The sequence below is a fragment of the Pseudomonas sp. 1 genome, from assembly GCF_056626735.1.
This window is the reverse complement of the sequence record NZ_JBWXMQ010000010.1, coordinates 164,451-177,707: the sequence shown is the minus strand read 5'-3', so window position 1 is coordinate 177,707 and position 13,257 is coordinate 164,451. Positions and strand designations below refer to the sequence as shown.

Annotated in this window: 9 protein-coding genes; 8 read left to right on the top strand and 1 reads right to left on the bottom strand. The window is 60.6% G+C overall.

Translation table 11 applies throughout. From position 1 onward, the window contains the following. Positions 1-105: 105 nt before the first annotated feature. Positions 106-1,230, bottom strand: coding sequence for a polysaccharide deacetylase family protein (locus tag AC1MDC_RS17025; protein ID WP_480393386.1), 1,125 nt, complete (start codon positions 1,228-1,230; stop codon positions 106-108). A 281-nt stretch (positions 1,231-1,511) separates the two neighbouring features. Here AC1MDC_RS17025 and yaaA point away from each other — a divergent pair, with 281 nt between their 5' ends. From yaaA to AC1MDC_RS16985, 8 genes are all read left to right on the top strand, one after another. Further along, a complete protein-coding gene (gene yaaA, locus AC1MDC_RS17020) occupies positions 1,512-2,291 on the top strand; it encodes a peroxide stress protein YaaA (RefSeq protein ID WP_266200900.1) in 780 nt (259 codons plus the stop codon). Between the two features lie 811 nt (positions 2,292-3,102). Beyond that, positions 3,103-4,419, top strand: coding sequence for a nucleotide sugar dehydrogenase (locus AC1MDC_RS17015; protein ID WP_085698542.1), 1,317 nt, complete (start codon positions 3,103-3,105; stop codon positions 4,417-4,419). Between the two features lie 83 nt (positions 4,420-4,502). Continuing rightward, the gene (gene alg8 / locus AC1MDC_RS17010; protein ID WP_176247718.1) at positions 4,503-5,984 is read left to right on the top strand and encodes a mannuronan synthase; all 1,482 of its coding nucleotides are present in this window, start codon (positions 4,503-4,505) and stop codon (positions 5,982-5,984) included. A gap of 35 nt (positions 5,985-6,019) precedes the next feature. Continuing rightward, positions 6,020-7,189, top strand: a complete 1,170-nt coding sequence (locus AC1MDC_RS17005; RefSeq protein WP_266200901.1) for a PilZ domain-containing protein — start codon at positions 6,020-6,022, stop codon at positions 7,187-7,189. Positions 7,190-7,198: 9 nt separating this feature from the next. Then, a complete protein-coding gene (gene algK, locus AC1MDC_RS17000) occupies positions 7,199-8,710 on the top strand; it encodes an alginate biosynthesis TPR repeat lipoprotein AlgK (RefSeq protein WP_371917928.1) in 1,512 nt (503 codons plus the stop codon). Next, positions 8,707-10,194: an alginate export family protein gene (locus AC1MDC_RS16995; RefSeq protein ID WP_085698539.1), complete on the top strand. Its 1,488-nt coding sequence runs from the start codon at positions 8,707-8,709 to the stop codon at positions 10,192-10,194. Before algK ends, AC1MDC_RS16995 begins: the two co-directional genes overlap by 4 nt. Before the next feature lie 26 nt (positions 10,195-10,220). Further along, positions 10,221-11,792: a mannuronan 5-epimerase AlgG gene (algG, locus tag AC1MDC_RS16990; RefSeq protein ID WP_227234517.1), complete on the top strand. Its 1,572-nt coding sequence runs from the start codon at positions 10,221-10,223 to the stop codon at positions 11,790-11,792. A 10-nt stretch (positions 11,793-11,802) separates the two neighbouring features. After that, a complete protein-coding gene (locus tag AC1MDC_RS16985) occupies positions 11,803-13,254 on the top strand; it encodes an alginate O-acetyltransferase (RefSeq protein ID WP_085698538.1) in 1,452 nt (483 codons plus the stop codon). Positions 13,255-13,257: the final 3 nt, after the last annotated feature.

Below are 13,257 nucleotides of genomic sequence, written 5' to 3'. Positions count from 1 at the left end.
GCCCTTGGCGGACCGCCCTGCCCCCGTTAGAGTCGGAAGTCCGCCTGCATCGAATCCTGCAAAAAATTCACCCCAAGCCCAATATTTCCGGGCTCTTGCCGTTTTTCAGCGAAACGCGTTCTGACAGTCTTCCCAGCCGATGCCGCTTTGCGCAGTCTGTGTGATCAGCCACGGCAACGCGGTCTTCACCGCGTCCTGCTTCATGTTGAAATTGATCACTCCGTGTCGCCACAACAGCATTAGGGTCAGCACGCGCTGCGCGCTCGGAGCACCCTTGAGCTTGCCGGCGCCGTCCTGGGCATCGATGTCCCACAGCGCCACTTGCAAGCCCTGACTGTTGAAGAACCCCCCAGCATCGCTGCGACGCTGGCCTTCCGGCGGACGGAACAGCGGCACGTAGTTTTCCGGCAGCTTGTTGCGCACCAGGTCGGCACTGCGTCGCACCGAATCCTGCCAGTCCTGCCAGTGGCTGTGAGAGCGGAATTCCCAGCCCTGAACGCCGACGCACTGCTGCGAAAACGTCGCTTGCAGACTGCTCACCGAACGATCGGCCAGCCGCGCCTGAACATCCTTGCCCAACATGAAAAAGGTGCCGCTCAGGTTCGACTTGCGCAGGTACTCGGTGAGCCAGTCGGTATTGTCCGGTTGCAGGTTGGCGGCGCTGTCGAAACTCAGCAGAAACAGGCGATCGTGCATGTCGTCGCCGTTGCGCTCGTAGTCTGCGAAATGATCGAGTTCGCTGCTGGTCTGCGGCGACAGCGCAGCCTTGCGCATCAGCTCATCAAGGTACTGCAGATGGAAGATCCGGCTCGGTTCGGCCCATTTGGTGTAGTAGCTCTCGTCACTGACCACGAATTTGGCCGCCTGCTCGCGCAGGGTCGGCAAGTCTTCGACGAGGAAGCAAAACGAGGCGTCCTGATCGCAGCTTTGCTGGGCGAAGTTGTAGTTGGCCAGCAGGCGCTGCCACAGGCGCTCGCGCAGGCTGTTGATCGCATCCAGATTGACCGTGCGCAGTCCCAGACGCTGGGCCAGCACCGCTTCGTCCAGTGCTTCGGTGCCGAGCAGGCCTCGGGCGAACATCAGGATTTCCGCCCGTGAGGCGACGTCGAACAGGGTCGGGTTGTCGAGTTTCTCCGGCCAGGTGCTGCGATCCAGCGTCGCGATATCGCCCGGCGCCGCAACGGCACCGACGCTCAACAGCCACGCGGCGAAAAAAAGAACAATGCGCAAAGGGTGTCTCCATAACAAAACCCGCGCGGCACTATAGCCGATCCGACAGTAATTCCCGCAGGCACACAGATGATCGTTCCCACGCTCTGCGTGGTAACGCCTCCCCGGACGCTCCGCGTCCGCTGCCGGGGTGACGCAGAGCGTCACTGGCTGCATTCCCACGCAGAGCGTGGGAACGATCAGGGTTGGGTGGCACACCACCGATCACCTATGGACCTGATAGCTGGAGTCATCCGCCCCAACCCCCTAGAATCGCCCCCACGATTAAAGGAGACGACTTCATGCTGATGGTGATTTCCCCCGCCAAGACCCTCGATTACGAAACACCGCCGGCGACCCAGCGCTTCACCCAGCCGCAATACCTCGACCATTCCCAGGAACTGATCCAGCAACTGCGCGAACTGAGCCCGGCGCAGATCAGCGAGCTGATGCACGTGTCCGACAAGATCGGCGGCCTCAACGCCGCGCGCTTCGGCAGCTGGACACCGGCGTTCACACCGGAAAACGCCAAACAGGCATTGCTGGCCTTCAAGGGCGACGTCTACACCGGACTCGACGCCCAGAGTTTCAGCGAAGCCGACTTCGATTATGCGCAACGGCACCTGCGCATGCTCTCCGGCCTCTACGGCCTGCTGCGCCCGCTCGACCTGATGCAGCCGTATCGCCTGGAAATGGGCACCAAACTGGCCAACGCCCGAGGCAAGGACTTGTACGCCTTCTGGGGCACGCGCATCAGCGAATGGCTGAACGAAGCACTGGCCGATCAGGGCGATGACGTGCTGCTGAACCTGGCGTCCAACGAATACTTCTCGGCCGTCAAACGCACGACCCTGAACGCGCGCATCATCAATACCGAGTTCAAGGACCTGAAGAACGGTCAGTACAAGATCATCAGCTTCTACGCCAAGAAGGCCCGGGGCCTGATGAGCCGCTTCGTGATCCAGGAAAAAATCAACGATCCGGCCCTGCTCAAGCAGTTCGATGTACAGGGTTATCGCTACAGCGCCGAGCAATCGAAACCCGACAATCTGGTGTTTCTGCGCGACCACGCACCGGAATAAAGCATGCACTTCTGCACGACTCTTGATTAAGAGAGTCGTGCAGGTCGCACGACGTCAAAAATCCCCCGCCTGTTTACGCCGACTTATTGGCGCCATAAAAACATCACCCTCTTTCCTATCTTTAGTTTCACTCGACAGTTGTCATTTTTTTCAGTAGTGGCACCTAAATTTTTTTACAGTAGTGGCACAAAACCATCTAACGCGATTATCCCCCGATTAACAAAGGGCGAAATCGAAAGTGCTATCAATTTGAAAGCAGTGCCATCTTTCTCAATATTTCAAAAAATTTCTGCTTCCGCGATGAGCGGACAGGAACTATGTCCAAATGCATAGCTCATACCACCGGTAACGATTCTCGCCGAGTTTGTACGAGATAACTTACGCAGAGAACCCAACCATGTAACCAAGTTGTCACAACAACTTGCACCCATGGATAACAACTCTGGACAACTATCGAAGGACAGGAGATACGCACCATTAATATCCCCTGCAAGGCCATGGTCGCGCCCCTATAAACGTGCTCGCCTGAGCACCCAAGCGCTTGATCTACAGGTATTTATCCTGGCATCGAGCGTGTAACACGATTGCACAAGAGCCCTCTGACCAGAGGATCGGCTGCATAACAGGGCACGTCATAACAACAAGGCCTGGTTAGCGCACATCTTGAGTGCACTTATTTAGACACTCGGAACTTAAGTATGCCTGCACACGGCATTGTGACGCCTGTAAGTCACACTTTCGAGTGCACTAAGAACGCTGAAAACTATTAACTCCGGCCCTCTAAGGCCTGATATATACAGAGGTAATTGCGATGCGCATCAGCATATTTGGTTTGGGTTACGTCGGTGCAGTATGTGCCGGTTGCCTGTCTGCACGGGGCCATGACGTCGTTGGCGTCGATGTTGCCAAAGACAAGATCGACATGATCAACGCTGGCAAATCTCCCATTGTCGAACCGGGCCTGGGCGAGTTGCTGGCACAAGGTATCCAGACCGGTCGTCTGCGCGGCACAACCAACTTCGCCGAGGCAATTCGCGACACCGATCTGTCGATGATCTGCGTCGGCACGCCGAGCAAGAAGAACGGCGACCTGGAACTGAACTACATCGAAGCGGTGTGCCGCGAGATCGGTTTTGTTCTGCGCGAAAAGACCACCCGTCACACCATCGTCGTGCGCAGCACCGTGCTGCCGGGCACCGTGGCAAACGTTGTCATCCCGATCCTCGAAGACTGCTCCGGCAAGAAAGCCGGCGTTGATTTCGGTGTCGCCGTAAACCCTGAGTTCCTGCGTGAATCTACCGCGATCGCCGACTACGACTTGCCACCGATGACCGTCATCGGCGAGTTCGACAAGGCCTCGGGCGACGTTCTGCAATCACTGTACGAAGAACTCGACGCGCCGATCATCCGCAAGGACATCGCCGTCGCCGAGATGATCAAGTACACCTGCAACGTCTGGCATGCCACCAAAGTGACCTTCGCCAACGAGATCGGCAACATCGCCAAAGCGGTGGGCGTCGATGGCCGCGAAGTGATGGAGGTCGTCTGCCAGGACAAGACCCTCAACCTGTCCCAGTACTACATGCGCCCGGGCTTCGCGTTCGGCGGTTCGTGCCTGCCGAAAGACGTGCGCGCCCTGACCTACCGCGCCGGCTCCCTGGACGTCGAAGCGCCGCTGCTCAACTCGCTGATGCGCAGCAACGAATCGCAAGTGCAAAACGCCTTCGACATCGTTGAAAGCCACGACAAACGCAAAGTCGCCCTGCTCGGCCTGAGCTTCAAGGCCGGCACCGACGACCTGCGCGAAAGCCCGCTGGTGGAACTGGCCGAGATGCTGATCGGCAAGGGTTACGACCTGAGCATCTACGACAGCAACGTCCAGTACGCCCGTGTCCACGGCGCGAACAAGGACTACATCGAGTCGAAGATCCCGCACGTGTCGTCCCTGCTCAACGCGGACTTCGATTCGGTGATCGACAACTCCGACGTGATCATCCTCGGCAACCGCGACGAGAAGTTCCGTGCGCTGGCCGAAGAAGCGCCGCACGGCAAACAGGTGATCGACCTGGTGGGCTTCATGTCCAAGGCCACCAGCGCCGGTAGCCGCACCGAAGGCATCTGCTGGTAACGCAGCGGCAAGCCCCGAGTTTCAAACCGCCCGCCGTGAATCGGCGGGCGGCTTGAAGCCCCCATCACCTTCGGATGACGGTCATGTCCAAGCTCAAACATTTTTTTCTGCAATCCGCCGGCTGGCTTTTGTTTCTGAGCCTGCTGATGGGCCTGGCCCTGATGCTGCCCACGTCCACGTTCGACTCCGAGTCGAAGGACTTCATTTTCCTGATTGGCGCCGTGGGTATCTGGCGCTATTCGATGGGTGCCACGCACTTTGTGCGCGGCATGATCTTTCTCTACATCGTCTACCCGCACCTGCGCCGCAAGGTTCGCAAGCTGGGTAAAGCGGCGGACCCGTCGCATGTGTTTCTGATGGTCACCAGTTTCCGCATCGACGCGTTGACCACCGCGCAGGTTTACAGCTCGGTGATCCGCGAAGCCATCGACTGCGAACTGCCGACCACCGTGGTCTGCTCGATCGTCGAAATGTCCGATGAGCTGCTGGTCAAGGCGCTGTGGGCGCGGATGAATCCGCCGGACCGCGTGAAACTCGACTTCGTGCGCATTCCCGGCACCGGCAAACGTGATGGCCTGGCGTTTGGTTTCCGCGCGATCTCCCGTCACTTGCCGGACGACCGCGCCGTGGTGGCCGTGATCGATGGCGACACCGTGCTCGGCGAAGGCGTTGTGCGCAAAACCGTGCCGTGGTTCCAGATGTTCGGCAACGTCGGCGGCCTGACCACCAACGAATTCTGCGAAGTGCGTGGCGGCTACATCATGAGCGAGTGGCACAAGCTGCGCTTCGCCCAGCGCCACATCAACATGTGCTCGATGGCCCTGTCCAAACGCGTGCTGACCATGACCGGACGCATGTCGGTGTTCCGCGCCACCGTGGTCACCAACCCGGAATTCATCGCCGACGTTGAAAGCGACTCGCTGCAACACTGGCGCCTGGGCCGTTTCAAGTTCCTGACCGGCGACGACAAGTCGAGCTGGTTCAGCCTGATGCGTCTGGGCTACGACACCTTCTACGTGCCGGACGCGGCGATCAACACCGTTGAACACCCGCCGGAAAAGAGCTTCATCAAGGCCAGCCGCAAACTGATGTTCCGCTGGTACGGCAACAACCTGCGGCAGAACTCCCGAGCGCTGGGCCTGGGTGTAAAACGCCTCGGTGCCTTCACCTCGGTGGTGCTGTTCGACCAGCGCGTATCGATGTGGACATCGCTGCTCGGCCTGACCGTGGCAATCATCGCCAGCTTCAAATACGGCACCGCGTTCATTCTGGTTTACCTGCTGTGGATCGGCATCACCCGACTGATTCTGACGCTGTTGCTGTCCTGCTCGGGCCACCGGATCGGTCCGGCTTACCCGGCAATTCTCTATTACAACCAGATCGTCGGCGCGCTCGTGAAGATCTACGTGTTCTTCCGCCTCGACCAACAATCCTGGACTCGCCAACCCACTTCCCTGACCCGTGATCTCGCCAGCTTTCAACGTTGGTTCAACACCTGGTCGTCTCGGACCATGACCTTCTCCGCCGGCAGCATCTTCGTCGCCGTGCTGCTGATGATGGTCTGACCTGCCCCTATTGAATTAACAAGGAAATCGCCCCCATGAATACCGCCGTCAACGTCAACGTAGTGCATGAATCCGAAGCCCAGCGCCAGCACGCCCGGGTAAAAATCCCGGCCAAGCTGCGATTCTTCGGCCCTGACCGGACCCCGGTTGAAGCACGGGTCCTCGACCTGTCCGCCGGTGGTCTGGCGTTCAATGCCGGACAACTGCCGCTGACCGTCGGCGAGGTGTACAAGGCGCGTCTGCAGTTCGTCATCGACAACCTCGGCCTGGCCATGGACGTTGAACTGCAAGTGCGCTCCTACGACCGGCAGACGGGCCGTGTCGGCTGCCAGTTCCAGAACCTCGAGCCGCAGGACATTTCGACCCTGCGCCACCTGATCACTTCGCACCTGGCCGGCGACATCGTCAGCATCGGCGAAGTGCTGGCAACCCTGCAGCGCGACAACTTCACCAAGGCCCGCAAGGTCAAGGACGGCGACTCCGGCATGACCCCGTTCGGGCGCCTGAAAGCGGTGACGTTCAGCGCCGGTATCTTCGCGGTCGGCCTGGTGGCGGCGGGTTTCATTTTCAAATCGGTGTACAGCATGTACTTCGTCAGCCATGCGCAGGCCGGTCTGGTCAGCGTGCCGGGCATGAACATCACCATGCCGCGCGACGGCACTGTGCAGAGCCTGGTCAAATCCGACGGCGTTGCCGCCAAAGGTGCACCGCTGGCGACTTTCAGCACCAGCATGCTCGACGTGCTCAAGGGCCATCTGGACGAAGATCAACTGCAGCCGGCCAAGGTTGAAGAACTGTTCGGCAAGCAGATGACCGGCACTCTGACCTCGCCGTGCGATTGCACCGTGGCCCAGCAACTGGTGGCCGACGGTCAATATGCGAGCAAGGGCGACGTGATCTTCCAGCTGGTACCGCGCAATACCCAGGCCACCGTCGATGCACGCTTCTCCTATCGCCAGTTCGGCGACGTACGTCCGGGCACTCCGGTGAGCTTCCAGATCGCCGGCGAAGACAAGACCCGCACCGGCAAGATCATCAGCAGCACCAGCCTGAAAAGTGCTGACCTGTCCTCCGACATCCGCGTGCAGATCCAGCCAGACGAACCGCTGGACAGCCGCTTCGCCGGCCGCCCGGTGGAAGTGAACAGCGACCGTGGTCCGAACCTGAACTGGCTGATCGACAAAGCCATGGCTGCCGGTCTTTAAGTCGAGGACATGCCTGTGACTACTGCACCCATCTCGAGCACACCACAAACCCTGTGGGAGCGAGCTTGCTCGCGAATGCATTCTGACATTCAGCCTCAGTGCCGACTGACACACCGCTTTCGCGAGCAAGCTCGCTCCCACATGGGTTCAGTGTGCGCATTGGCCTTGGCAGTCAGTCTGGCCGGTTGCGCCGGCCTGCCTGACCAGCGTCTGGCCAACGAAGCGCTCAAGCGCGGTGACACCGCGACCGCCGCGCAGAACTACCGTGCGCTGGCCGATCTGGGTTACAGCGAAGCCCAGGTGGGCCTCGCCGATATTCAGGTCGACAGTCGCGATCCGGAACAAATGAAACAGGCCGAAGCCACCTACCGCGCCGCCGCCAGTGTTTCGCCGCGTGCCCAGGCCCGACTCGGCCGCTTGCTGGTGGCCAAGCCCGGCTCCACCGAGGCCGAACATCACGAAGCCGAAACCCTGCTGAAGAAAGCCGCCGCCAGTGGCGAAGGCAACACGCTGATTCCGCTCGCGATGCTGTACCTGCAATACCCGCACAGCTTCCCGAACATCAACGCTCAGCAGCAGATCGACCAATGGCGCAAATCCGGTTACCCGGAAGCCGGTCTCGCTCAAGTGCTGCTGTACCGCACCCAGGGCACTTACGACCAGCACTTGGATGACGTGGAAAAGATCTGCAAGGCCGCACTCAACACCACCGACATCTGCTACGTCGAACTGGCCACGGTCTATCAAAAACGTGGCGCGCCGGAGCAACAGGCCGAGCTGATCAAACAACTGCAGGCCGGTTACAGCCGCGGCACCGTCAGCGCTCAGCGGGTGGATTCCGTAGCCCGTGTGCTGGCTGATTCGACCCTGGGCAAGACCGACGAAAAAACCGCGCAGTCGCTGCTCGAGCCGATCGCGCCGGGCTACCCGGCGTCCTGGGTAACGCTGGCACAACTGCTCTACGACTTCCCGGAACTGGGCGATGTCGATCAGATGATGAAGTACCTGGACAACGGCCGCGCCGCCGACCAGTCGCGCGCCGAACTGTTGCTGGGCAAGCTCTACTACGAAGGCAAACTGGTCCCGGCCGACGCGAAAGTCGCCGAGGAACATTTCCAGAAAGCCGTCGGCCGCGAAGTCGCCGCCGATTACTACCTCGGCCAGATCTACCGCCGTGGCTACCTGGGCAAGGTCTATCCGCAGAAGGCCCTCGACCATCTGCTGACCGCTGCGCGCAACGGCCAGAACAGCGCCGACTTCGCCATCGCCCAGCTGTTTTCCCAAGGCAAGGGCACCAAGCCCGACCCGCTCAACGCCTATGTGTTCAGCCAATTGGCCAAGGCGCAAAACACCCCGCAAGCCGACGAGCTGGCGACCACCCTCGCCGCCCAGCTGCCGCCCGAGCGCCTGGCCGAAGCGCGGCGCCTGCTGCAACAGGAACAGGCGGCCCGTGGCGCCCTGAACCAGAACACGCTGCAACTGCACGCCCTGCAAGAAGAAGACGGCGAGGAAAAACTATGAAATTGAATCCCTTTGTGAAGGCCGGCATTGGCCTCACGTTCGCGTTGATCTGGTCTTGTCCGACCCTGGCCGCGATGACTGAATCGAAGAACTTCGGCCTCGAAGTGAAAATCACCGGCCAGTCCGAAGACGACCGCGACCTCGGCACCGCCAGCGGCGGCGACGTCAACGGCGTCGGCCTCGATCTGCGTCCGTGGGTCTATGGCGAAAGCGGCGCGTGGAGCGCCTACGCCATGGGCCAGGCCGTAACCTCGACCGACATCATCGAGACCGACACCCTGCAGCAGTCCGATAGCGAAGGCACCCAGACCACCGACAACGGCGACCGCAAGACCAAGAAAAACTACCTGGCAATGCGCGAGTTCTGGGTCGGTTACAGCGGCCTGACGCCCTACCCCGGCGAGATCCTCAAGTTCGGTCGCCAGCGTTTGCGCAACGACGACGGTCAGTGGCGCGACACCAACATCGAAGCGCTGAACTGGACCTTCGACACCACCCTGCTGCGCGCCAATGCCGGTGTCGCCGAGCGCTTCAGCGAATACCGCACCGACCTCAAGGAGCTGGCGCCGAAAGACAAGGATCGCCTGCACGCCTACGCCGATGCCGCTTACCAGTGGACGCCGGGCCAGTGGGTCGGGATTCGCGGTCACCACACCCACGACGACGGCAAACTCGATTACGCCGAACCGGGTGTGCCCCGCGACACCCTCGACAAAACCCAGAACGGCGACATCAGCTGGCTCGGCCTGACCGCCGACAGCGACGCCTACAACTGGCGCAACACCAACACCGTCAACTACTGGGGCAGCATCACCGGCATGAGCGGCGACCGCGACACGGTCAACCCGCTGAACGCCGATGGCACCCGCCCGGCGCAGGCCAAACGCAGCGAAGACATCAACGGCTGGGCCACCGACGTCGGTGTGCGTCTGCGCCTCGATCCGCAGTGGCAGGTCGGTGCAGCCTATGCCCGTGCCAGCGCCGATTACCAACAGAACGGCCTGGAAAGCAACCGCTCGAACTACACCGGTACCCGCTCGCGGGTTCACCGTTTCGGCGAGGCTTTCCGTGGCGAAATGAACAACATGCAGACCGCCACCCTGTTCGGTTCGTGGATGCTCAACGACCAGTACGACGCCAGCCTGATCTACCACAAGTTCTGGCGCGTGGACGGCAACAAACCGGTGGGCAGCAACGGCATCAACGCTGTGGAAAACAACACCGACGACGTGACAGGTGCAATCCTCTCCAGCACCTCGCTGCCACTGCAGGACGGCAACAAGGATCTGGGCCAGGAAATGGATCTGGTCGTCACCAAGTACTTCAAGCAAGGCTTGCTGCCGGCAGCGCTGAGCCAGTCGATCGACGAGCCGTCGGCGCTGGTACGTTTCCGTGGCGGTGTGTTCAAGCCGGGTGATGCCTACGGCAGCCAGGTTGATTCGTACATGCACCGCGCGTTCATCGACGTGATCTGGCGCTTCTGATGCTGACCGCCAAGGGAGTGCCCGACATGAACAGTGCCCGCAAAGGCTCACTCAGCCTGCTGGCCGGCGCGATGCTGCTGGCCTCGGCCGGCGCCTTCGCCAGTGTGGAACCGGCCAAGCCGGTGACCACTGCCAAGGAGCTGCAACAGGCCAAGACCTACACCGTCAGCAGCGCGCCGACCGACGCGCTGGAACTGGCCAAGCCGAAACTGCCCGACCTCTCCGGCTACACCGCCGAAGCCGCCGCCGCGAAAATCGTGCGCAGCAAACCGGGCAAGATCAGCGTGCGCCGGATGATGCAGGAAGACGCCCTGAAGGACTTCATCGGCGGCGACAACAAGATGGCCGAATGGGTGGTGCGTCAGCACGGCATCCCGCAGGCGATCTTCGTCGACGACGGCTACATGAACCTGAAAGAGCTGGCGCAGAAACTGCCCAAGCAGTACTTCAGCGAAACCTCGCCGGGCGTCTATCTGGCCAAGCTGCCGATCGTGGTCGGCCGCAAAGGCATCCTCGAAATCGACGGCCAGACCCAGGAACTGCGCCTGTCCCAGGAAGCCGGATCGTTCCTGGTCAACGACGGCCAGTTGTTCGTGCGTGACACCAAGGTCACCGGCTGGCGCGAGAAGGACAACGGCCCGGCGACCTTCCGTTCGCCGAAGGAATTCCGCCCGTTCCTGCTGGCCTGGGGTGGCACCGAGACCTACATCGTCAACAGCAAGATGGCCAGTTTCGGCTACGCCAACAGTAAGTCCTACGGTGTGAGTATTTCCCAGTACACGCCGAACATGGCCAAGGTGCTCAAGCGTCCCGAGCCGACCGGCTGGATCGTCGGTTCCGAGTTCTCGGACATGTGGTACGGCTTCTACTGCTACGAGACCCGCGACTTCGTGGTCAAGGGCAACACCTACAAGGACAACATCGTCTACGGCATCGACCCGCACGACCGTTCCCACGGTCTGATCATTGCCGAGAACACGGTGTACGGCACGAAGAAGAAGCACGGGATCATCATTTCCCGTGAGGTCAACGACAGCTTCATCTTCAACAACAAAAGCTACGACAACCACCTCTCGGGCCTGGTGATCGACCGTAACAGCGTGAACAACCTGATCGCCTACAACGAGATCTACAAGAACCACACCGACGGCATCACGCTCTACGAGTCCGCCGACAACCTGCTGTGGGGCAACAAGGTCATCAGCAACAAACGCCACGGCATCCGCATTCGTAACAGCGTGAACATCCGCCTCTACGAAAACGTCGCCATGGCCAACGGCCTGACCGGCGTCTACGGGCACATCAAGGACCTGACCGACACCGACCGTGACATCGAGCTCGACCCGTTCGACGCCCAGGTCTCGCTGATCGTGGTCGGCGGTGAACTGGCGGCCAACGGCAGCGGTCCGCTGTCGATCGATTCGCCGTTGAGTGTCGAGCTGTATCGCGTGTCGATGCTGGCGCCGACCAAATCCAGCGGCATCAGCTTCAACGGCATCCTCGGCGAGCGCCAGGATGAAATTCTCGACCTGCTGGTGCGCCAGCAGAAAGCCGTGCTGATCGACCCTGTCGAACGCCAGACCGAATTGCAGGACTGAGGATAATTTTATGCACCCACACCTGATCAAATTACTCAGCCTGTCGGCCCTGACCGTGGGCATTCTGGCGGCCGGCAACGGCGCCCGCGCAGATGAAGTCCAGCCGCCTGAATTCACGGCCGAACCTTGCTGCAGCCTGTGCCCGGCCGCCCACGATGCGAAGAACTACACCACCCGCTACCAGCAGAACTTCACCACCCTGGTGCAGGCGCAGGGCGACTGGCTGTTCCGGACCCAGGAAGATTTGCGCACCGAGTTCAACACCACCCCGGCCGGCTACAAACGCCTGCAACAGCTGCACGATGCGTTCAAGGCCAAAGGCGTCGAACTGGTGATCGTCTACCAGCCGACCCGAGGTCTGGTGAACCGCAACAAGCTCAACCCGGCAGAAAAAGCCGCGTTCGATTACGAGAAAGCGCTGGGCAACTACAAGACCATGCTCGGCCGTTTCGCGAAGATGGGTTACGTGGTGCCGGACCTGTCGCCGCTGACCAACGAATCGCTGCCGGACACCCTGCCCGCCCACGATTTCTATTTCCGCGGCGACCAGCACTGGACGCCATACGGTGCCCAGCGCACGGCAAAAATCGTCGCCGAGAAGGTCAAGCAGATCCCGGCCTTCGCCGACATTCCCAAGCGTGAGTTCGAAACCAAACGCTCCGGACGCATGGGCAAGACCGGCACCCTGCACAACATGGCCGGACAACTGTGCGGCACCAGTTACGCAATCCAGTACATGGATCAGTTCACCACCGAGCCGAAAGGCGAAGCCGGTGACGGCGACCTGTTCGGTGATTCCGGCAACCCGCAAATCACCCTCGTGGGTACTTCGCACAGCGGCAAGAACTACAACTTCGCAGGCTTCCTCGAAGAAGCCATCGGCGCCGACATCCTCAACGTCGCCTTCCCCGGCGGTGGTCTGGAAGGTTCGATGCTGCAGTACCTGGGCAGCGACGAATTCCAGAAATCTCCGCCGAAAATCCTCATCTGGGAATTCTCGCCGCTGTACCGCCTCGACCAGGAAACCATCTATCGCCAGATGATGGCGCTGCTCGACAACGGCTGCGAAGGCAAAGAGGCACAGATGTCCGCGAGCACAACCCTCAAGCCGGGCGGCAAACAAGAACTGCTGGTCAACAGCAAGAACCTGAACCTGCAGAACAGCAGCCATCAGGTCGACATCCGCTTCGCCGACACCTCGGTGAAAACCCTGCAAGCCACCCTCTGGTACATGAACGGTCGCCACGAGGACATCAAGATCGAGAAACCGGAAACCTCCGACACCGACGGTCGTTTCGCCTTTGAGCTGCGCACGGACGAAGACTGGGCCTCGCAAAACCTGCTCGCGGTCGAAGTCCAGGGCCCGGAAGCGGGCACCGCGCCACAGAAAGTCGAAGCGAAAATCTGCAAACGCAACGTATTCCCGGGCGCTGGGCAACAAACCGCTCAGGTCGGGCAATGAGGT